The organism is Desulfovibrio sp. 7SRBS1 (genome assembly GCF_049723905.1).
GTDB lineage: Bacteria > Desulfobacterota > Desulfovibrionia > Desulfovibrionales > Desulfovibrionaceae.
In genome coordinates this window covers 26011-48293 of record NZ_JBJKFD010000001.1, presented here as the reverse complement: position 1 = coordinate 48293, position 22283 = coordinate 26011, and the positions used below count along the sequence as shown (strand labels likewise).

The window sequence follows — 22283 nt, the reverse complement described above, 5'->3', positions numbered from 1 at the left end:
GACATCCTCTCTAGAGTTTGATTTCCACATCCACGCCAGCAGGCAGGCTCAGCTTGCCAAGGGCGTCCACCGTCTGTTGCGTGGGTTCGAGGATGTCGAGCAGGCGCTTATGTACGCGCAGCTCGAACTGCTCGCGGGACTTTTTGTCCACGTGTACGCTCTTCTGGATGGTATCCTTGTGGATCTCGGTCGGCAGCGGTACGGGGCCGGCAATGGCAGCACCCGTGTTGCGGGCAGTGTCCACGATTTCGGCCACGGCCTTGTCGAGAATCCTGTAATCGAAAGCCTTCAGCTTAATGCGGATGCGGTCGCTGGTCATAGTTGCCATATCGAACTTACTCCGTAATTTCCGAGACCACGCCGGCGCCTACGGTACGACCACCTTCGCGAATGGCGAAGCGCAGGCCGGGTTCCATGGCGATGGGGGCGATCAGTTCGACGTTGAAGGTCGCGTTGTCGCCGGGCATGACCATTTCCACGCCTTCTTCCAAAGTAACAACACCGGTGATGTCGGTCGTACGGAAGTAGAACTGAGGACGGTAGCCGGAGAAGAACGGGGTATGACGTCCGCCTTCTTCCTTGCTCAGGACGTAAACTTCGGCCTTGAATTTGACATGCGGGGTGATGGTGCCGGGAATGGCCAGAACCTGACCGCGTTCCACATCTTCACGCTTCACACCGCGCAGCAGGACGCCGACGTTGTCGCCTGCCTGACCCTGGTCAAGCAGCTTGCGGAACATCTCAACGCCCGTGCAGGTCGTCTTAACGGTATCGTGGATACCTACAATTTCGACTTCGTCGCCAACTTTGATGATACCACGTTCCACACGACCAGTCACGACAGTGCCGCGGCCGGAGATGGAGAAAACGTCTTCAATGGGCATCAGGAAAGGACGGTCGATGTCGCGCTGGGGTTCGGGGATGAAGGAGTCGCAGGCAGCCATCAGTTCAAAGATGGGCTTGCAGGCTTCGTCATCGGCGCTGTCGGCTTCCAGAGCCTTCAGAGCGGAACCCTGAATAATGGGTGTGTCGTCGCCGGGGAACTCGTAGGTGTCCAGCAGCTCACGGATTTCCATGTCTACCAGTTCCAGGAGTTCTTCGTCGTCGACCATGTCGCACTTGTTCAGGAACACGACGATGCTGGGCACGCCAACCTGACGGGCGAGCAGGATGTGCTCACGAGTCTGGGGCATGGGACCGTCAGTGGCTGCGCAAACGAGGATTGCGCCGTCCATCTGAGCAGCACCAGTGATCATATTCTTAATGTAGTCGGCGTGACCAGGGCAGTCCACGTGAGCGTAGTGACGATTGTCAGTCTCGTACTCAACGTGGGCGGTTGCGATGGTGATGCCGCGTTCTTTTTCTTCGGGAGCCTTGTCGATTTCATCGAAGGCTACGAAGGAGGCGCCGCCCTTCATGGACAACGTCTTTGTGATGGCTGCAGTCAGTGTGGTTTTACCGTGGTCGATGTGACCGATGGTACCAATGTTGACATGCGGCTTGCTACGTTCAAATTTCGCTTTGCTCATGGGGGGCCTCCCTTACTGCTTCTTGACGATTTCTTCCGCCAGGCTTGCCGGAACCTGCTCGTAATGATCGAACTGCATGGTAAAGGTCGCGCGTCCCTGGGTCTTAGACCGCAGGTCGGTGGCGTATCCGAACATTTCGGACAGCGGCACCATAGAGGCGATGACCTGAGAACCGGCAACAGCTTCCATGCCCGAGACACGTCCGCGACGACCGTTGAGGTCGCCCATGACGTCGCCGAGGTACTCTTCGGGAGTTACCACTTCGACGCTCATGATGGGCTCAAGCAACACGGGCTTGGCCTTGCGGATGGCTTCCTTGATGGCCATGGAACCGGCGATGTAGAACGCCTGTTCCGAAGAGTCGACTTCGTGAAAAGATCCGAAGTGCAACTCGGCTTTGATATCCACAATGGGATATCCGGCCATAACGCCGCCCTTGAGGGCGTCCTGAATGCCTTTGTCAACGGCGGGAATGTATTCCTTGGGAATAACACCGCCCTTGATGGAGTCGAGGAACTCGTATCCCTTTTCCGGATTCGGCTCGACCTTGAGGCAGACGTGACCATACTGGCCGCGACCACCGGACTGCTTGGCGTACTTGTGATCAATCTCAGTCGATGCCGTGATGGTTTCACGGTAGGCAACACGGGGAGCACCCACGTTGGCGTTGACATTGAACTCACGCAGCAGACGGTCAACGATGATTTCGAGGTGCAGTTCACCCATGCCTGCAATCAGGGTCTGGCCGGTCTCGTCGTCGGATTTGACGCGGAAAGACGGGTCTTCCTTGGCAAGCTTGCCCAGGGCGTCGGCGAGGCAGTCGCGGTCGGCCTTGGACTTGGGTTCAATGGCAACTTCGATAACCGGCTCGGGAATATCAAGGGACTCCAGCAGGACCGGGGTCTTCTGGTCGCACAGCGTATCGCCTGTGGCAGCGGTCTTCAGACCAACAGCCGCGACGATGTCGCCAGCGCCCGCCCACTTGATTTCTTCACGCTTGTTGGCGTGCATTTTGAGCAGACGACCAATACGTTCCCTTTTACCGTTCTTGGCATTGATGACGGTCATGCCGGATTCGATATGACCGGAATAAATGCGCAGGAAGGTAAGATGGCCGACAAAGGGGTCGGTCATCAGCTTGAAGGCCAGAGCGGCCAGAGGAACGTCGTCTCTGCACTCACAAGTAATCTCTTCTTCCGAATGAGGATCGATACCCACCATGTGAGGGACCTGATCGGGAGAAGGAAGATAATCGATAACGGCGTCGAGCAGGGGCTGAACGCCCTTGTTCTTGAAAGCGGAACCGCACAGGACGGGGCAGATGGTCAGGCTGCAGGTAGCCTTGCGGATGCCTGTGCGCAGCTCTTCAGCGGAGAGTTCTTCACCGCCGAGATACTTTTCCATCAGATCTTCGTCTTCTTCGGCAATGGCTTCGACCATTTCGAGGTGGGCTTCCTTGTACTTTTCCATGAATTCTTCAGGAATAGCATCAAGGATTTCTTCTGTACCGAGATCATCGGTATTGAAGACACATGCCTTACCTTCAACAAGGTCGATCACGCCGTAGAATTCGTCTTCGGAACCCATGGGGATCTGAAGAGGAATCGCCTTTGCACCGAGCCGATCCACAATGGTTCCCACAGCGCGATAAAAATCGGCGCCGACGCGGTCCATCTTGTTGATGAACGCGACACGCGGAACATTGTAACGGTCTGCCTGACGCCAGACGGTTTCACTCTGGGGCTGTACGCCAGCCACCGCGTCGAACACGGCTACGGCGCCGTCGAGAACGCGCAGGGCACGTTCGACTTCCATTGTGAAATCCACGTGACCCGGAGTATCGATTATATTGATACGGTGTTCGCGCCAAAAGCAAGTGGTGGCAGCGGAGGTGATAGTGATACCACGCTCCTGCTCCTGTGCCATCCAGTCCATGGTAGCTTCGCCGTCATGGACCTCGCCGATTTTGTGCGACACACCAGTGTAGAACAGAATACGTTCTGTCGTAGTGGTTTTACCGGCATCAATGTGAGCCATGATGCCGATATTGCGCTGTTGGGGAATGGGAACGACTCGTGACACTTGCTCGTCTCCTACCAGCGATAGTGGGCGAACGCCTTGTTGGCGTCAGCCATGCGGTGAGTATCTTCTTTCTTCTTCACCGCACCACCGCGATTGTTATAAGCATCCAGGAGTTCGTTGGAGAGCTTGGTGACCATGCCCTTCTCACCCCTGGAACGCGCAAAGCTGATCAGCCAGCGAATAGCCAGGGTGGATTGGCGGTCAGGCCGTACTTCAACGGGGACCTGGTATGTCGCGCCGCCGACACGACGGGACTTAACCTCGACGTGGGGCTTGACGTTGTCCACTGCCTTTTCAAATGCGCGAATGGGTTCCTCACCGGATTTCTCGGCCAGGATGTCGAGACACGAATAGAAAATCTTTTCCGCCGTGCCTTTCTTGCCATCAAGCATCATACGATTGATAAATCGCGTAGCGAGTACGCTACGAAACTTAGGATCGGGAAGAATCGCCCTCTTGGGGACGGGACCTTTACGAGGCATTTCGTGTTACTCCCTTTACTTCGGACGCTTCGCACCGTACTTGGAACGACCCTGACGACGATCTTGCACGCCGGCAGTGTCGAGAGAGCCGCGGATGATATGATAGCGGACACCGGGAAGGTCTTTCACACGGCCGCCGCGAATCATTACCACGGAGTGTTCCTGCAGGTTATGGCCCTCGCCTGGTATATAGGCGGTGACCTCAATGCCGTTGGTCAGTCGCACACGGGCGACTTTCCGCAAAGCCGAGTTCGGCTTTTTCGGCGTGGTCGTATACACGCGGGTGCAGACACCACGACGCTGAGGGCATTCCAACAGCGCGGGAGTCTTCTTCCGCTTGAGGACCTTCTTCCTCGACTTACTAATCAGCTGGTTAATGGTGGGCATTAACCCCTCCGTTCTCGGTTGTTGCTCCAGACACAAAGTTGCTGGATGTATTCCGAAACCTCAACACGTGTCAAGCAGCAAAGACCGCTTGCACAAAATATGTACGAGTGGGATAGACGCCACAGGTCGGATACCGACTGCGGAGGACCGTTAGAGCGACTGACGCCGTCTACGGGTACTGGGGCTGGCGCTTCTTACAAAGCGACCACTTGAGGATACGGGTAAAACCCGCGATAATACCTCAGCGCAAAAGCAGAGGAAGTTGTTGGTTAATTGATGCACGCGAAGCGGAAGGAAGAACTTTCGTTCCTGCTGCTGCTTATCGGACATCGCCCGTCCTCAAGGTCTTCAGGTCTCCAGGCACAAATGGCCCTTTTCCTCACCGAGGAGTGGGATGTATATGGCAGAGATAAAAAAAAAGCAACCCCTTCTTACCTTATTTTTCAAAAAAAAAGCAACGACTCATTTTTACTTCCTTAAAGAGCAGTCACCATTCAACCGGGAGCGGATTGATCGCTGCACTATCCAACGTCGGGCGCGAACCGCCCTCCCTTGATAGCCGCTATAAAATCAGGCAGATTCACACCCCGCACACCAACCTCATTTGCTCCAAGGAACAAACACATATGACTGACCAGACAGTACGACAGCACCTTGATGAAATTTTCCAGGCCGGTCTGGCCCGGGTCAATCCTCTAACCATGATCACCTCCAGGGTTCACCTCGATGGCGACACACTGCGCATCACTCTTGAGGACCGTCAATTGGAGGTGGATCTTTCCCAATACAACAGAATATGGCTGCTTGGAGCTGGCAAGGCATCCGGGCGCATGGCCCTGGCCTTTGAAACCATACTCGGTGAACGGATAGAGAAAGGTTTTGTCTGCGTCAAATACGGACACACAGAAAAGCTGAAGCGCTGCACACTCGTCGAAGCCGGGCATCCTGTCCCCGACGAAAACGGAGTGGCTGCCGCCCGCCAGATTCTTGAGATGGCAGGTGAAGCAGATGAACGGACACTCGTTATCAATTGCATTTCCGGCGGAGGCTCGGCACTCCTGCCCTGCCCTGCCGAGCTGTGCGGACCGGATTGTGAGATCAACCTGACCTTGGCAGATAAGCAGGCGGTAACCAACGCCCTGCTCAGCTCGGGAGTTTCCATCGCCGAAATCAACTGCGTGCGCAAACATCTTTCCGGCATCAAGGGAGGACGTCTGCTCCAGGCAATGTACCCGGCGCGCAGCCTCAACTTCATCCTCTCCGATGTGATCGGTGACGACCTCGGCTCCATTGCTTCCGGCATGACCAGCTGCGACACCACCACCTATACCGACGCGCTCGCCATCTGTACCCGCCACAATATCTGCGACAGAATCCCGGCCTCGGTGATGCGCTGTCTGGAAAAAGGTGCCGAAGGGTCTTTCAAGGAGACGGTCAAACCCGGCGCTCCAGAACTTGAACCAGCCGAAAATATTCTCATAGGCACCAACCGTCAGGCCGTTCTGGAATGCGTGGCCAAGGCCAAAGAGCTTGGATACAACGCCCAGCCGCTCACGGCTCAGCTCTCCGGCGAGGCACGCAACGCCGCCCATACACTGGCCGACATAGCCAAAGACGTGGCCGGGAATGACATGTTTCTGCCAAAGCCCGCCTGCATAATCGTGGGTGGTGAAACAGTGGTGACACTCCAGGGCAAGGGAAAAGGAGGCCGCAACCAGGAAATGGCCCTGGCATTTCTGGAAAACATGCGTAGCTGGAACGGGGCCGGTGAAAGAATTCATTTCCTTGCCGCTTCAACAGACGGAAACGACGGTCCCACCGATGCGGCCGGTGCGTTTGCCGATGCAGCCATTTTCAAGGACGCACCGGATATGGCTGCCAAGATCGACGACTACCTGGCTGCCAATGATTCGTATCATTTCCATTGCAAAGCCGGTTCCATCTATAAGACCGGTCCGACCAACACCAACGTCTGCGACATTCAGATCATTCTTGTGCGATAGACACATCACCCTCCCCTGCCGACCAAAACAAAGGGCCGCCCGAAAAATCGGGCGGCCCTTCTTATTGATGTATGAATGTCGGATTGGCTATTCGGCCAATGCTCCGGAAGATTCCGGATTGACGTCCAGTTCGTCCAGGAACTTGTCCGGACGTTCCGGCTGCTCGGGCACCTGGATGCCGCAATCCATGTAGCGGCGGTATCCGGTACCGGCCGGAATCAGACGGCCGACAATAATGTTTTCCTTGAGGCCGCGCAGGTAGTCGACCTTGCCCGCCATGGAAGCTTCGGTCAGGACCTTGGTGGTTTCCTGGAACGAAGCGGCGGAGAAGAAGGAATCCGTGGTCAGCGAGGCCTGGGTGATGCCGAGCACCAGAGGTTCGGCAACGGCAGGCTTTCCACCTTCCTTGATGATATCGTCGTTGACTTCCATAAAGCGGTTCTTGTCCACCTGTTCACCGATGAGCAGCGTGGTGTCGCCGGGATCGATGATGCTGACCTTCTTGAGCATCTGGCGGACAATGATTTCAATATGTTTGTCGTTGATACCAACGCCCTGGAAACGGTACACGTCCTGAATTTCTTCCACCAGGAAGCGGGCGAGGTGCTTTTCGCCCTTGATCTTCAGGATGTCGTGCAGTTCCGGATACCCTTCGGTAAGCAGTTCGCCGGCTTCCACAAAGTCACCTTCGGAAACCGTGATGTGGCGGCCCTTTGGAATGAGGTATTCCTTGGTTTCGCCGGTTTCCGGAGTAACCACGACCTTGCGCTTACCCTTGGTTTCCTGGCCGAAGGAGATGGTGCCGTCAATTTCCGACACAACGCCCAGCTCCTTGGGCTTGCGAACTTCAAACAGCTCGGCAACGCGCGGAAGACCACCGACGATGTCCTTGGTCTTGGACGTTTCGCGGGGCTTACGAGCGATGATGTCACCGGCCTGGATTTCATCACCGTCGTTGATCATGAGCAGTGCGCCCACGGGCAGTGCGTACGTGGACATGGACTCGGAACCGGGCCGCTTCATCAGGTTGCCCTTTTCATCCACAATGGAGATGGAGGGCTTGAAGTTGGTGGTCCGGTATTCGATGATGGTGCGGGTTGCACGACGGGTCGCTTCGTCCACCTTTTCCTGGAAGGTCTTGCCTTCGATGATGTCGATAAAACGAATGGTACCGGAAACGTCTGAAACAAACGGTTCGTTGAACGGGTCCCATTCGGCTATCTTATCGCCCTTTTTAACCTGCTGTTCCGCGGCAACGTACAACTTGGCGCCGGAAGGCAGCACGTACTTCTCACGCTCGCGGCCCTGTTCGTCGACAATGCCGACCTGACCGCTCTTGTTCAGGCACATCAGATTGCCCTGCCTGTCGGTGACGGTCTTGACCCGGTGCAGAACCACCTGGCCGGTGTGTCCGGCTTCGATGGAGCTCTTTTCAACTTCGGCTGCTGCCGTACCACCAATGTGGAAGGTACGCATTGTCAGCTGAGTTCCGGGTTCGCCGATGGACTGGGCGGCGATGATACCAATGGACTCACCAACGTTGACCAGATGTCCACGGGCCAGATCGCGGCCGTAGCACAGAGCGCAAACACCTTGCTTGGCGCGGCAGGTCATGACGCTGCGGATCATCATGGAGTTGATGCCCTTATCGTCGATGATCTGGGCATACTTTTCGTCGATGATTGTGTTTTCTGGAATCAGCACGTCGCCCGTTTCGTCGTCCAGCACAGGGAACATGGTTACGCGGCCGAGAACGCGCTCGGACAGCGGCTGTTCGATGTTGCCGTTTTTGATCAGGTGGGTGAGTTCGATGCAGTCAACGGTTCCGCAGTCATGCTCGGAAACAATGACGTCCTGAACCACGTCCACCAGACGACGGGTCAGATAACCCGAGTTTGCCGTCTTGAGTGCGGTATCGGCCAGACCTTTCCGCGCGCCGTGCGTGGAGTTGAAGTACTGCAGAACCGACAGGCCCTCACGGAAACTCGAAGTAATGGGTGTTTCAATAATTTCACCGGAAGGTTTGGCCATCAGACCACGCATACCGGCAAGCTGACGCATCTGGTCCTGGTTGCCTCGAGCACCCGAGTTGATCATCATGTAGATCGGGTTGAAGCTTGTGCACTCTTCGGACTTGCCGGTCTTTTCATCGACAATGGTGTCCGTGGCGATGCGCACCATCATTTCGCGCGCAACATCCTGGGTGCATTTGGTCCAGACGTCGACCACCTTGTTGTATTTTTCCGTACGGGTGATGATACCTTCCTGGTACTGGCGGTTGATGTCTTCAACCGTGTCCGTGGCGTCCTGCAGCATGCGCGGCTTTTCATCCGGAATGCACAGGTCCTTCACGCCGATGGTGATACCGGCGCGGGTGGCGTATTCATACCCGAGGTTCTTGATCTTATCGCAGAGAATAACCGTAGCCTTGGTTCCTGCGCGGCGGTATGCCTCGCTGACCAGATTGCCGATGGTCTTCTTGACGAGCATGGTGTTGACGAATTCGAACGGAACTTCCGCGGGAAGCAGTTCGGAAACGATGACACGGCCCGGAGTGGTATCCACCAGTTTGCCGTCCAGACGCAGCTTGATGCGTGCGTGCAGGCTGACCACACCGGCGTCGATGGCCTGGGTAACTTCCATGCGGTCGGCAAAGATCTTGCCTTCGCCCTTTTCAAAGGGACGAATGACCGTAAGGTAGTACAGCCCCAGAACGATGTCCTGGGAAGGCACGATGATGGGCTTGCCGTTGGCGGGCGAAAGAATGTTGTTGGTGCTCATCATAAGCACGCGGCATTCGATCTGCGCTTCCAGGGAAAGCGGAACGTGCACAGCCATCTGGTCGCCGTCAAAGTCGGCGTTGTAGGCCGAGCAGACCAGGGGGTGCAGGCGCAGCGCCTTGCCTTCCACCAGGATCGGCTCGAACGACTGGATGCCCAGACGGTGCAGCGTAGGTGCACGGTTGAGCATGATGGGATACTCGCGAACAACCTCTTCCAGGATATCCCAAACCACCAGCTCTTCGCGTTCCACCATCTTCTTGGCGCTCTTGATGGTAGAGGCAATGCCTCTTTCTTCGAGCTTGGAATAGATGAACGGCTTGAACAGTTCCAGGGCCATCTTTTTGGGAAGACCGCACTGGTGCAGTTTGAGGTACGGACCGACGGTGATAACCGAACGACCGGAATAGTCGACACGTTTACCCAGAAGGTTCTGACGAAAACGGCCCTGCTTGCCCTTGATCATGTCGGACAGGGACTTGAGCGGACGGCCGTTGGTGCCAGTGATGGCACGACCGCGGCGGCCGTTGTCGAACAGGGCGTCCACAGATTCCTGCAGCATGCGCTTTTCGTTGCGGATGATGATATCCGGCGCACCCAGCTCCAGAAGCCGTTTCAGACGGTTGTTTCGGTTGATGACACGGCGGTACAGGTCGTTGAGGTCGGAGGTGGCAAAACGTCCACCATCCAGGGGAACCAAGGGACGCAGTTCCGGAGGAATGACAGGAACGACTTCCATGATCATCCAGGACGGGCTGTTGCCTGATTCCAGGAAGGCTTCAACGATCTTCAGCCGTTTTGTAAGCTTTTTCTTCTTGGTCTGGGACCGAGTGGCCTGGGATTCCTCACGCAAGGTGGTGCGCAGGCTTTCCAGCTCTATCTCATCCAGGAGTTCCTTGACGCATTCAGCGCCCATACCGACCCGGATGGCGTCTTCGCCATAGTGGTCGATGACCTGGAAGTACTGGTCTTCGGAGATGACCTGGTACTGCTTCAGGTTGGTTTCCTTGGGGTCCATGACCATATAGGAATCAAAGTACAAGACCTTTTCCAGCTCGGACATGGTCATGTCCAGCAGAGTGCCGATCTTGGACGGCAGGGTCTTGAGGAACCAGATGTGAGCGACCGGGGCGGCCAGTTCGATGTGACCCATGCGTTCACGACGAACCTTGGACGCAATGACTTCAACGCCGCATTTTTCGCAGACGATGCCCCTGTGCTTCATGCGCTTGTATTTGCCGCAGTTGCACTCGTAGTCTTTCACAGGCCCGAAGATCTTGGCGCAGAAAAGGCCGTCGCGTTCGGGCTTGAAGGTTCTATAGTTGATAGTCTCGGGCTTTTTCACCTCGCCGTAGGACCATTCGCGAATGGTCTCGGGGGAAGCGATGGATATCTTGATGGCCTTGACACCACGCGCCGATGCATTCTGCGTGGCAGGTGTTCTGAAAGTAAACAGATCATCCAACGTCATTGTCGGGCCCTCTCATGATTGAAGTTGATACGCCTTGCCTTGTTCCGCCAGACCGACCGGCCGTCTATTCGACGGCCGTCTGCCTGCGCGGAGCCCCTACTTCCTTCTCTGCCTCTTCGGGTACGAGAGTCACGTCCAGTCCAAGGCTCATGAGTTCCTTGACCAGAACGTTGAAGGATTCGGGCAGACCGGCTTCAAGGAAGTTCTCGCCCTTGACGATCTTTTCATACATTTTCACACGACCGGTCACGTCGTCCGACTTGACCGTGAGGAATTCCTGCAGCAAATGCGATGCGCCGTAGGCTTCGAGAGCCCAGACTTCCATCTCTCCCAAACGCTGGCCGCCGAACTGAGCCTTACCGCCCAGAGGCTGCTGCGTAACCAGAGAGTAGGGGCCGGTGGACCTGGCGTGAATCTTTTCATCAACCAAATGGTGCAGCTTGAGCATGTACATGACGCCCGTGGTGACCCTGGTGTTGAAAGGTTCGCCCGTACGTCCATCGTACAGCACGCTCTTGCCGTCGTCGGCTTCACCGGCTCTCTTGAGCCAGCCCCAGATTTCCTCTTCCTGGGCGCCGTCGAAGACCGGAGTCTTGGTTATAATGCCATGGCGGACGTCGCGGACGGCTTCGACAAGCTCGTCGTCGTCCATGGAGTCCACCATCTTGCTGATTTCATCCGAGGAAAAAACGTCCTTGACCTGCTCACGCAGGACCTGGAACTGAACGCCGTCATCCAGCATGGCGGCCAGCTGGCGTCCGAGCACATGCGATGCCCAGCCCAGGTGGTTTTCCATGATCTGGCCGATGTTCATACGAGAAGGCACGCCCAGGGGGTTGAGCACGATGTCAACCTGACGACCGTCGGCAAAGTACGGCAGGTCTTCCACGGGTAGGATGTTGGAAACAACACCCTTGTTACCGTGACGACCGGCCATTTTGTCACCCACGGCCAGCTTCCGCTTCACCGCGATGTGCACCTTGACCATCTTGATCACGCCCGGAGGCAGATCATCGCCTTCAGTTACCTTGGCACGTTTCTTCTCGTACACGTTCTTGATGAAGCGCACCTGATGTTCGTACTCTTCCAGGATGGCCTTGACGTCTTCGTTGGCTTCCTTGGAGACGAACATGCCGGACAGCTTCTTGACCGGGACCTGATCGAGAATCTCGCGGGTCAGAGGCGTTTCAGCCTCGGCCACGACCTCGTTCTTCTTGCGGCCCATCAGGGTCTGTCCCAGACGCTTGTTCTCCAGCACGCTCCACATCCTGTCACGCGTGTTGGCGGTCAGGCCGTCCAGATGCTGCTGTTCCTTGCGGTCCAGCTTGGCCAGTTCGTAATCTTCGATTTCCTTGGTCCGCGCGTCCTTGTCGCCGGAACGGCGGTTGAACAGCTTGACGTCGATGACCGTGCCTTCGATTCCCGGCGGAACCTTGAGCGAGGTATTCTTCACGTCGCGGGCCTTGTCGCCGAAGATGGCGCGCAAAAGCTTTTCTTCCGGAGTCAGCTGGGTCTCGCCCTTGGGCGTGATCTTGCCGACGAGAATGTCGTCGGGAGCAACCTTGGCACCAATGCGGATAACACCGGATTCGTCCAGGTTGCGCAGCATGTCCTCGCCCACGTTGGGAATGTCGCGGGTGACTTCTTCGGGTCCGAGCTTCGTGTCGCGGGCGACCAGCTCGAATTCCTCAATGTGCATGGAGGTGAAGACGTCTTCCTTGACCACGCGTTCGGAGATGAGGATGGAGTCCTCAAAGTTGTATCCGCACCAGGGCATGAACGCGACAACCAGGTTCTTGCCCAGGGCAAGCTCGCCGTCGCGGATGCACGGGCCGTCGGCCAGCACATGGCCTTTTTCGACCTGCTGGTTAACGTATACACGCGGCTTCTGACCGAAGCAGGAGTTCTGGTTCGACTTGTGGAACTTCTGCAGATCGTAGGCGCGCACACCGCCGGATTCGGGATAGATATCGCCTTCGTAGGCAACCACGATGCGGTCGGCGTCGGAATAGGTCACAACACCGTCGGCTTCCGCCAGAACGCAGGCACCACTGTCCTGCGCCACGGATGCTTCCATGCCCGTGCCCACCAGGGGACGTTCGGCACGCAGCAGAGGCACTGCCTGGCGCTGCATGTTCGATCCCATAAGGGCGCGGTTGGCGTCATCGTGTTCCAGGAAGGGAATGAGCGCAGCCGAGATGGAAACGATCTGGCTGGGCGCGATGTCCTTGAGGGTGACCTCTTCGGGCGGCACCATGGTCACGTCGCCGGTGATACGGACAGTTACCAGGTTGTTGGTGAACTTGCCGTTTTCGTCCACGGGGGCGTTGGCCTGGGCCACGACTTCGCCGGCTTCCAGGGACGCGTCCATGTAGCGGATTTCGTCCGTGACATGGCTGTCCTTGACCACACGATACGGGGTTTCAATGAAGCCGAAATCGTTGATGCGGGCGTAGGTTGTCAGCGAAACGATCAGACCGATGTTCGGTCCTTCAGGCGTTTCAATAGGACAAATACGTCCGTAGTGCGAAGTGTGCACGTCGCGGACTTCGAAGCCTGCACGTTCGCGGGTCAGACCGCCGGGTCCCAGTGCGGACAAACGACGTTTGTGCGTCACTTCGGAAAGCGGGTTGGTCTGGTCCATGAACTGGGAAAGCTGGCTGGTGCCGAAGAATTCCTTGAGCACGGCAGCAACAGGCTTCGGGTTGATCAGGTCGTGCGGCATGAGCGTGGCAACTTCCTGCAGGCTCATGCGCTCCTTGATGGCGCGCTCCATGCGGACCAGACCGATACGGTACTGGTTTTCCACAAGCTCGCCGACAGGGCGCACGCGACGGTTGCCCAGATGGTCGATGTCGTCGGCCGGACCATGCGTGTCCTTCAGTTTGATGAGATGCCTGATGGCGTGCAGGATGTCCTCGTTGGACAGGGTGCGCACATCAAGCGGCTGATCAACCTTGAGGCGGGAGTTGAGTTTGTAGCGGCCCACCACGGACAGGTCGTAGTAATCGGCATTGCGGAACAGATTCTCGAAGAAGTTGGCCGCAATCTCCGGAGTTGGCGGAGAGCTGGGGCGCAAACGACGATAAATTTCAATCTGCGCAGTTTCCGGATCAATGGTCTTGTCCAGAAGCAGGGTGTCGCGAATGGAACTGGAAACGTCCGCGCCACGGGTGTACAGCACGGGATAACGAGTCATTCCCGCTTCGCGCAGGCTTTCGATAAGCTCGTCTGTAAGTTCTTCTGCGGCCTGGGCAAGCACTTCACCGGTCTGCTCGTTGACGAGATCCTCGGCAAGAAAAAGGCCGTTCAGGGAAACAGGATCGACTTCGAGACGTTCGAAGTTCTGCTCGCCCAAGATGCGCCAAGCCCTCTTGGTGATGGGCTTGCCTTCGCGCACCAGAACCTTGCCTTCATTATCCAGAATATCTGCGAACGCAGGCTCCTTGCGATAAAAATCCTTGGCGTATTCGCGATAGGCCTTGTCGCCTTCCACAACGTAATGTTCACGGTCGTAGAAGTAGTCCAGGATGTCCTTGGACGACATGCCCATGGCCTTGAAAAGGATGGTTGCGGGCATTTTGCGACGACGGTCGATGCGGACATACAGGATGTCCTTGTGGTCAAAGTCGAAGTCCAGCCAGGAGCCACGCATGGGAATAAGACGGCACGAGTAAAGCACACGGCGGCTGGAGTGCGTCTTACCGGAATCGTGCTCAAAGATGATGCCGGGAGAACGCTGCAACTGGTTGACAATGACACGCTCGGTTCCGTTGATGACAAAAGTACCTTTTTCAGTCATCAGTGGAACGGTACCAAAATATATATTCTGTTCCTTGATGTCGCGGATGGTCCGGTTTTCGGATTCCTCATCGACATCGAACACTACTAGCCTGACCTTGATACGGATGGGCGCTTCATAGGTCAGCCCCTTGGACATGCATTCGTCCACATCGTACTTCGGCTCGCCGATCTCATAACTTACATAATCGAGACTGGCGGTTTTATTGAAGTCTTCTATGGGGAAGACCGACCGAAACACGCCTTCCAAGCCCGCGTCCTCACGGCTTGCCGGAGGTTGCCCTTCTTGCAGGAACTCTCTGTATGAGTCTACCTGCAGGTTCAGCAAATGGGGGATGGGAAGGGTATTCTCGATCTTGCCGAATTTCTTGATAAGCTGGCCCATGGTTTCCTCGCCGGGAATAGGGTTAATCAAAGGGACACGACGCCTGATCTTGTCAGGTGGACGGACTGGGGATAGGTAAGATTCCGCACGATAATAGAAATTCCTGCGGTTTGGATGATTTTTTGGACGGTAACTGTAGAAGATACCATGTTCTCAAAAAAAATCAAGACCTGTTCTTTCCTCTTACCTATTGAAATCACTAACTTTTTCAAATTCGTCCAACAAAAGAACGGGTAAAAGAGCGCAGTACTCCCTGGGGAGTAATGCGCTCTTTTCTTTACAAAGGGGACGGCAGTGCCGCTACTTAACTTCGACTTCGGCGCCGGCTTCTTCAAGCTGCTTCTTGGCTTCCTCGGCCTCTTCCTTGGAAACGCCTTCCTTCAGGGTACCGGGAACCTCGTCCACCTTGGCTTTGGCTTCCTTCAGTCCCAGACCGGTCAGCGCACGGACGGCCTTGATAACGGCGATCTTGTTACCGCCCACACCCTTGAGGACGACGTCGAATTCAGTCTGTTCCTCTTCGGCAGGAGCGTCTGCAGCAGCGCCGGAAGCGACGGCTACAGCAGCAACGGGGGCGGCGGCGGATACGCCGAACTTGTCTTCGAGCTCTTTGATCAGCTCGGACAGTTCCAACACGGTCATGTTGGAGATAAACTCAATAACTTGTTCTTTGGTAATGTCGGCCATGGGATATTCCTCCAAAAACTCGTTTTGTTCCGAAGCGTTCTACGCGGCTTCTTTCTGGTCCTTAATGGCATTAAGCGCATTGAGCACGCCACGCATAACGTTGGCCAACAGGCCGACGAAATTCTGCGGGACGGCGTTCATGGTACCCAGCATCTTGGCGAGCAGTTCCTCGCGTCCAGGCAGCTGAGCCAGAGCCTTGATTCCAGCTTCGTCCAGGAAAGACCCTTCCAGGCTGCCGCACTTGACGTTCAGCTTGGTTTTGGGGTTTGCCTTGACATACTGGGACAGGACTTTGGCCGGTGCAACCGGGTCGTCGTAACCAAAGGCAATAGCGTTATTGTCCTTCAGTTTGTCCGCCAAAACCTCATGGGTTCCATCAGTGAACGCGATGCGAGCCAGCGAGTTCTTGACTACATAGTAGTCAACACCGCTGTCGCGCAGCTGCTTGCGCAGTCCGGTCATCTGTTCAACAGTCATGCCCTTGAAATCGGTCACGACGGCGATGGATGCCTTGCCTGCGGACTCGGAGAGCCGGCTGATAACTTCGGCCTTCTCTGCCCTGTTCACTAAATCACCTCACACGATTTCCGGCAGGGAGGAGGAGTCAAAGCGTGAATCTCGGCAGGAGATTAAGAGCTTTCGCTCACCTGCTGTCTTCGACCCACCGTCCCAAACCTAGTTTACCTTCGCCCGAGATCCGTCAGGATGGGATGTCAACCATCCTGGAATTCTTCCCAACAGATATTCCTTGGGGAATACCCTTGCCGCCAAGCGACAACCCTTCGAATCAGGTACGAAAGAAATATCAGTACCTCGACCAGTGCAATCCGGAACTAAACTTCTTCCAGCTTGCGCAGAGTCTGAGGATCGATTTTGTAGCCAGGGCCCATAGTCGTGCTGACGGCTGCACCCTGTACGTAAGTACCCTTCGCTCCAGACGGCTTCAGCCGCATGACCTGGGCAAACAGGGCCTGCAGGTTTTCCATGATCTTTTCAGGACCAAAGGAAACCTTACCCAGAGGAGCATGCAGTACACCGGCCTTGTCGACCTTGAACTCGACCTTACCGGCCTTGAGTTCCTGGACGGCTACGCCGATATCGAAAGTAACGGTACCGGTCTTGGCGTTAGGCATCAGCCCACGGGGTCCAAGAACACGACCGATCTTACCGACCAGAGCCATCATGTCCGGAGTGGCAACAACCTTGTCGAAATCAAACCAGCCGCCCTGAATCTTTTCGATCAGTTCAGCTTCGCCAACATAATCGGCACCGGCTTCTTTCGCTTCAGCTTGCTTGTCGCCCTTACAAAGAGCCAGCACGCGAACGTCCTTGCCAAGCCCGTTGGGCAGGGTGCAGGCGCCGCGAACCATCTGGTCGGAGTACTTGGGGTCGACACCCAGGTTGAAGACGACGTCAACAGTTTCGTCGAATTTGGCGAATGCCTTTTCAACAGCCTGCTTTACGGCTTCGTCAACACTGATGCGAACGCCCTGCTCGCGACCTTCCACTGCATTGCGGTATTTTTTTCCATGTTTAGGCATGTCGATCTCCCCCTATTCCACTTCAATGCCCATGCTGCGGGCGGTTCCCATGATGCTGTTACACGCGGCATCCAGGTCCTTGGCAGTCAGGTCGGGCATTTTAAGGGTTGCGATTTCTTCGACCTGCGCGTGGGTCACCTTGCCAACCTTGTTACGGTTGGGTTCACCGGAACCGCTTTCCAGCTTGGCGGCCTTGAGCAGCAGCACACTGGCGGGCGGAGTCTTGGTGATGAAGGAGAATGTACGGTCGGCAAACACGGTGATCACCACGGGGATGATCATACCTTTCTGGTCCTGCGTCTTTGCGTTGAACGCCTTGCAGAATTCCATGATGTTTACGCCGTGCTGGCCCAATGCAGGACCGACCGGAGGGGACGGGTTTGCAGCCCCGGCAGGGATCTGCAGTTTGATCTTGCCTACTTCTTTCTTAGCCATTTTTGTATCCTCAAAACGGAAAAGCGCCCTGCTACAGGCGCCAGTGTGGTGGGAGTAAGCCTAGCTTTTGCTTACCTGGACGAAGTCAAGCTCAACCGGGGTCTGGCGTCCGAAAATAGAAACGGAAACACGCAGTTTGCCCTTATCATAGTTGACTTCTTCCACAACGCCGTTGAAACCGCTGAACGGTCCGTCAATAACACGGACATCGTCACCACGGTCGAAATGGAATTTCGGACGGGGTTTTTCCTGACGCTGTTCCATCATGGAAAGAATCTTGGCGGCTTCGCTGTCACGCATGGGAGTGGGACGCATCTTACCGCCGATAAACCCGGTCACACGGGGGATATCCTGTACAAGGTGCCAGGAATGGTCGGTCATAACCATCTGCACCATGACATACCCCGGATAAAATTTTCTGGTGGAAGTCCTTTTTTCGCCCTTTACAAGCTCAATAACCTTTTCGGTCGGGACCACGACCTGCTTGATCTGGCCATAATCCTGCCCTGTGCGCATGATTTCCAAAATGGTCTTTTCCACGCGCTGTTCAAAGCCGGAATATGTATGGACGATATACCACCGCGCCTTGGGCTCGGCAGCCTCTTCTTCTGGGACTTTCACTTCATCACTCATGGCTAATGGCCTTACGACAGAATCGCTTCAATGATTTTGGCCAGCGCCACATCAACCAGGCCAAGGTAAATGGCCATGACGATTGTCATCACCACAACGGCGATGCTGGTGGCAATGGTCTCCTTCCTGGAGGGCCATGTGACCTTTTTGATCTCTACTTTGCTCTGTTCGAAAAATTCGCGCAGGGAACGCAAACGATCAACAACAGACACCTTTTCTTCAGATGCCTGCTGCTTCGAACGGCGCTCAACCTTGGAGCTTTTCTTTCTCTGCTGCTTGTCTTTGGCCATTAATTGCCTCTGGATATGCGAAGTGGCAGGCCAGGAGGGACTCGAACCCCCAGCACCCGGATTTGGAGTCCGGTGCTCTACCAATTAGAGCTACTGGCCTGCACTTTCCTTATGTAGGAGTCGCCCCTCCCGCTCACACGGGAGGGAACGAACTACTTGGATTCTTTATGGACGGTGTGCTTCTTGTCCCAGGGGCAATACTTACTGAGCTCAAGGCGACCAGTCGTATTCCTCTTGTTCTTGACAGTGGAATAGTTCTTACGCTTGCACTCTGTGCACTGCAACTGGATGATAACCTGCATTGTTTACTCCGTAATTTCCGAGACCACGCCGGCGCCGACGGTGCGGCCACCTTCGCGGATGGCGAAGCGCAGGCCGGGTTCCATGGCGATGGGGGCGATCAGTTCGACGTTGAAGGTCGCGTTGTCGCCGGGCATGACCATTTCCACGCCTTCTTCCAGAGTAACAACACCAGTGATGTCGGTCGTACGGAAGTAGAACTGAGGACGGTAGCCGGAGAAGAACGGAGTATGACGTCCGCCTTCTTCCTTGCTCAGGACGTAAACTTCGGCCTTAAATTTGACATGCGGGGTGATGGTGCCGGGAATGGCCAGAACCTGACCACGTTCCACGTCTTCACGCTTCACACCACGCAGCAGGACGCCGACGTTGTCGCCTGCCTGACCCTGGTCAAGCAGCTTGCGGAACATTTCAACGCCCGTGCAGGTCGTTTTAACGGTATCATGGATACCGACGATTTCAACTTCATCACCGACTTTGATGATACCGCGTTCCACACGACCAGTCACGACAGTGCCGCGGCCAGAGATGGAGAAAACGTCTTCGATGGGCATCAGGAAAGGACGGTCGATGTCGCGCTTGGGTTCGGGGATGAAGGAGTCGCAGGCAGCCATCAGTTCAAAAATGGGCTTGCAGGCTTCGTCATCGGCGCTGTCGGCTTCCAGAGCCTTCAGAGCGGAACCCTGAATAATGGGTGTGTCGTCGCCGGGGAACTCGTAGGTGTCCAGCAGCTCACGGATTTCCATGTCTACCAGTTCCAGGAGTTCTTCGTCGTCGACCATGTCGCACTTGTTAAGGAACACGACGATGCTGGGCACGCCAACCTGACGGGCAAGCAGGATGTGCTCACGAGTCTGGGGCATGGGACCGTCAGTGGCTGCGCAAACGAGGATTGCGCCGTCCATCTGGGCTGCACCAGTGATCATGTTCTTGATGTAGTCGGCGTGACCGGGGCAGTCCACGTGAGCGTAGTGACGATTGTCAGTCTCGTACTCAACGTGGGCGGTTGCGATGGTGATGCCGCGTTCTTTTTCTTCGGGAGCCTTGTCGATTTCATCGAAGGCTACGAAGGAGGCGCCGCCCTTCATGGACAACGTTTTGGTGATGGCAGCGGTCAGTGTGGTTTTGCCATGGTCAATGTGACCAATGGTACCAATGTTGACATGCGGTTTGCTACGCTCAAATTTCGCTTTGCTCATGACATTCTCCCTGATCCTGCGGTTCCGGGCTGCTGAATGTTCAAAAAAAATAATGGAGCCCACGATCGGACTTGAACCGATGACCTCTTCCTTACCAAGGAAGTGCTCCACCGCCTGAGCTACGTGGGCTTTTTTAACTGGACATGCGGCGCGGACCTTATCAAGGGAACTTGGAGCGGGAAACGAGACTCGAACTCGCAACCCTCAGCTTGGAAGGCTGATGCTCTAGCCAATTGAGCTATTCCCGCTTTCCTGTAGTACGCGACGAATGTCTCCTACAGCCGACAACTTTAAGTGGTGGTGGGGGGAGGATTTGAACCTCCGAAGGCTTACGCCGACAGATTTACAGTCTGTTCCCTTTGGCCACTCGGGAACCCCACCTTACCATGGAAAAGATCTGGAGCTGGCGATGGGACTTGAACCCGCAACCGGCTGATTACAAATCAGCTGCTCTACCAATTGAGCTACGCCAGCATTCACAAGAGCAGCTGAGTTACACAGCTCAAAATGCTTTGTCAAGCTGTTTCGCTCAAATCCCTTTCTTTTAGCAAGCATGCTTCGCCAAACATGCGCCAGCGATAAAGAGCATTTTTCCTTTTGGGCTGCGCCCTGAAGGAGCGGACGGTTTACTGCTGCAAAAAAAAAAATGCAACCCCTTTTTTTGAGTTTATTTCAATTTAAGTGCCTTTTTCTGTTCGTGGCCATTCATTGTCGGGCGCAAGCTCCCGAAACAAGGAGCAAACTTATAAAACAACAAATTTCACCACTGTCCACTTTTTTTCCCTTTTCCGCCCGGGCAAGGGGCCAGAGAGGGGAACGATCCCCCTATCCACCCCACTTTATCCGCATGCATGCCTTCTCGCGCTCTCAAAAAACTTTTCCAGCTACTTCTCCACAAAGTAGATAACCTTGGCATAGCAGGTCGTTTATTTCAACCCTGGGGGATCATTTTCAGCTTTGCCCAACCGATATTTTCCTTGCTCCAGATTCAAGCCCAAGGGATTTTCTCCTGCTTCCCCTTAATCTATATAGTAGCAAACACCCTTCTTTCGCGCTCCAGAGCCATCTGTGTCCTTGGAACAGGCAGGGACCATAAAAAAGGCCACCTTACGGCGGCCTTTCAGCGTATAAAAACCTTCCTATTACATCGGGCGCAAGCCCGTGTTCCACATAACGTCTAGCCCATGGCAGCTGCGACCTGCGGCTGTGCCACGGCAACGCCCGCCCGGCTGTGTCTCGGCACAGGCCGTCCCAGAGTAACCTCTTCCAGGTACTCGTCGGCATTTTCAGTAAGATAACGGAGGAATTCATTGTTCAGCGCATGCCCGCTGGCAAATACGTCGAAGTGCGCGAACAGAGGGTATTCACTGACCGCCATGTCACCGATGAAGTCGAGAACCTTGTGGCGCACGAACTCGTCGTCAAAACGGAGTCCGTCCTCATTGAGCACGCCGAATTCATCCAGAACAACTGCGTTTTCCAGAGAACCGCCCAGGGCAAGGCCATTTTGATGGAGATATTCCACTTCCTTGAGGAAGCCGAAGGTGCGGGCTTTGGCCAGCTTTTCAGCGAAACGGTCACCCGTCAGATTGAACGACATGGATTGTTTTCCAATCAGCGGATGGGGAAAATCGATGGTGAAGTCCACCTTGAAGCCATTATATGGGGTGGCTTTGATATATTTGCCTTCGCGCACAAATTCGATGGGCTTGGTCAGGGCCAAAACACGACGGGGAGCGGAAAGCTCTTTGATACCGGCCATGCGGAGCAAATACACAAAGGAAGCCGCGCTGCCATCCATGATGGGAACTTCGCAGCCGTCCAGATCCACCCGGACGTTATCCACGCCCATGCCACGCAGTGCCGCCATAAGGTGCTCCACCGTGGCTACGGAATCTCCGCCCGCACACAAGGTGGTGGCCAATTGTGTGGAACGAACCGCTTCAGGACAAGGCCTGAGCATTTTTTTGCCATCCTTGCCCAGCAAACAAAACATAACCCCGGCATCTTCAGGAGCCGGACGCAGCGCCATTTTGACTTTTTTTCCGCTGTGCAGTCCGATTCCAGAGCACTCTATGGGAGATTCAATCGTAGTTTGTAGCATCTATGTCCTCCGACGTATCAGGCCTTTAATAAGCAAAGGACATGCCAAATAATAACATATTGATTTTATTAACCATCGCAATCACGCCCTAGCCGCAAAGTTGTATTTTTTTTGCAACTTGTCGTTTTTTTTCAACATATTTACCCGAGACAAATCAGTTGAATCCGCTGCCAC

The 22283-nt window shown here is 55.3% G+C and carries 17 protein-coding genes and 5 tRNA genes; 1 reads left to right on the top strand and 21 read right to left on the bottom strand.

Annotation, left to right across the window (positions count from 1 at the left end):
- Positions 1 to 10: 10 nt before the first annotated feature.
- From rpsJ to rpsL, 5 genes are read right to left on the bottom strand one after another with little or no spacing between them, the layout of a single operon-like run.
- A complete protein-coding gene (rpsJ, locus tag ACI0FJ_RS00225; protein WP_424297840.1) occupies positions 11 to 328 on the bottom strand; it encodes a 30S ribosomal protein S10 in 318 nt (105 codons plus the stop codon).
- Between the two features lie 7 nt (positions 329 to 335).
- A complete protein-coding gene (gene tuf / locus ACI0FJ_RS00220; protein WP_424297839.1) occupies positions 336 to 1529 on the bottom strand; it encodes an elongation factor Tu in 1194 nt (397 codons plus the stop codon).
- 12 nt (positions 1530 to 1541) lie between these two features.
- Positions 1542 to 3611 carry an elongation factor G gene (gene fusA / locus ACI0FJ_RS00215; protein ID WP_424297838.1) on the bottom strand — a complete coding sequence of 690 codons (2070 nt, stop codon included), beginning with the start codon at positions 3609 to 3611 and terminating at the stop codon, positions 1542 to 1544.
- Positions 3612 to 3622: 11 nt separating this feature from the next.
- A complete protein-coding gene (gene rpsG, locus ACI0FJ_RS00210) occupies positions 3623 to 4093 on the bottom strand; it encodes a 30S ribosomal protein S7 (RefSeq protein ID WP_424297837.1) in 471 nt (156 codons plus the stop codon).
- Positions 4094 to 4108: 15 nt separating this feature from the next.
- A complete protein-coding gene (gene rpsL, locus ACI0FJ_RS00205; protein WP_424297836.1) occupies positions 4109 to 4480 on the bottom strand; it encodes a 30S ribosomal protein S12 in 372 nt (123 codons plus the stop codon).
- 626 nt (positions 4481 to 5106) lie between these two features.
- Here rpsL and ACI0FJ_RS00200 point away from each other — a divergent pair.
- Positions 5107 to 6483, top strand: a complete 1377-nt coding sequence (locus ACI0FJ_RS00200) for a glycerate kinase type-2 family protein (protein WP_424297835.1) — start codon at positions 5107 to 5109, stop codon at positions 6481 to 6483.
- An 87-nt stretch (positions 6484 to 6570) separates the two neighbouring features.
- Here the strand turns inward: ACI0FJ_RS00200 and rpoC are convergent, their stop codons facing one another.
- From rpoC to lpxC, 16 genes are all read right to left on the bottom strand, one after another.
- Positions 6571 to 10734, bottom strand: coding sequence for a DNA-directed RNA polymerase subunit beta' (gene rpoC, locus ACI0FJ_RS00195; RefSeq protein ID WP_424297834.1), 4164 nt, complete (start codon positions 10732 to 10734; stop codon positions 6571 to 6573).
- A gap of 64 nt (positions 10735 to 10798) precedes the next feature.
- Positions 10799 to 14920: a DNA-directed RNA polymerase subunit beta gene (gene rpoB, locus ACI0FJ_RS00190; protein WP_424306434.1), complete on the bottom strand. Its 4122-nt coding sequence runs from the start codon at positions 14918 to 14920 to the stop codon at positions 10799 to 10801.
- A gap of 300 nt (positions 14921 to 15220) precedes the next feature.
- Entirely contained in the window at positions 15221 to 15607 is a 387-nt protein-coding gene (gene rplL, locus ACI0FJ_RS00185) for a 50S ribosomal protein L7/L12 (protein WP_424297833.1), read from the bottom strand.
- A gap of 39 nt (positions 15608 to 15646) precedes the next feature.
- Complete coding sequence (rplJ, locus tag ACI0FJ_RS00180) at positions 15647 to 16174, bottom strand: 50S ribosomal protein L10 (RefSeq protein WP_424297832.1); 528 nt, start codon at positions 16172 to 16174, stop codon at positions 15647 to 15649.
- A gap of 266 nt (positions 16175 to 16440) precedes the next feature.
- Positions 16441 to 17148 (bottom strand): 50S ribosomal protein L1, encoded by a 708-nt coding sequence (rplA, locus tag ACI0FJ_RS00175; protein WP_424297831.1) that lies wholly within the window; start codon positions 17146 to 17148, stop codon positions 16441 to 16443.
- A gap of 12 nt (positions 17149 to 17160) precedes the next feature.
- Positions 17161 to 17583, bottom strand: coding sequence for a 50S ribosomal protein L11 (gene rplK / locus ACI0FJ_RS00170; protein WP_424297830.1), 423 nt, complete (start codon positions 17581 to 17583; stop codon positions 17161 to 17163).
- A 60-nt stretch (positions 17584 to 17643) separates the two neighbouring features.
- Positions 17644 to 18216 (bottom strand): transcription termination/antitermination protein NusG, encoded by a 573-nt coding sequence (nusG, locus tag ACI0FJ_RS00165; RefSeq protein WP_424297829.1) that lies wholly within the window; start codon positions 18214 to 18216, stop codon positions 17644 to 17646.
- Positions 18217 to 18227: 11 nt separating this feature from the next.
- A complete protein-coding gene (gene secE, locus ACI0FJ_RS00160) occupies positions 18228 to 18506 on the bottom strand; it encodes a preprotein translocase subunit SecE (RefSeq protein WP_424297828.1) in 279 nt (92 codons plus the stop codon).
- Between the two features lie 23 nt (positions 18507 to 18529).
- Positions 18530 to 18606 (bottom strand) — tRNA-Trp (locus tag ACI0FJ_RS00155).
- A gap of 52 nt (positions 18607 to 18658) precedes the next feature.
- Positions 18659 to 18808 (bottom strand): 50S ribosomal protein L33, encoded by a 150-nt coding sequence (gene rpmG / locus ACI0FJ_RS00150; RefSeq protein ID WP_424297827.1) that lies wholly within the window; start codon positions 18806 to 18808, stop codon positions 18659 to 18661.
- A gap of 3 nt (positions 18809 to 18811) precedes the next feature.
- Positions 18812 to 20005 (bottom strand): elongation factor Tu, encoded by a 1194-nt coding sequence (gene tuf / locus ACI0FJ_RS00145; RefSeq protein ID WP_424297826.1) that lies wholly within the window; start codon positions 20003 to 20005, stop codon positions 18812 to 18814.
- A gap of 53 nt (positions 20006 to 20058) precedes the next feature.
- Positions 20059 to 20134 (bottom strand) — tRNA-Thr (locus ACI0FJ_RS00140).
- Positions 20135 to 20176: 42 nt separating this feature from the next.
- Positions 20177 to 20253 (bottom strand) — tRNA-Gly (locus tag ACI0FJ_RS00135).
- A 47-nt stretch (positions 20254 to 20300) separates the two neighbouring features.
- A tRNA-Tyr gene (locus ACI0FJ_RS00130) sits at positions 20301 to 20386 on the bottom strand.
- Positions 20387 to 20403: 17 nt separating this feature from the next.
- Positions 20404 to 20479, bottom strand: a tRNA-Thr gene (locus ACI0FJ_RS00125).
- Between the two features lie 703 nt (positions 20480 to 21182).
- Positions 21183 to 22109 carry a UDP-3-O-acyl-N-acetylglucosamine deacetylase gene (lpxC, locus tag ACI0FJ_RS00120; RefSeq protein ID WP_424297825.1) on the bottom strand — a complete coding sequence of 309 codons (927 nt, stop codon included), beginning with the start codon at positions 22107 to 22109 and terminating at the stop codon, positions 21183 to 21185.
- Positions 22110 to 22283 lie beyond the last annotated feature (174 nt).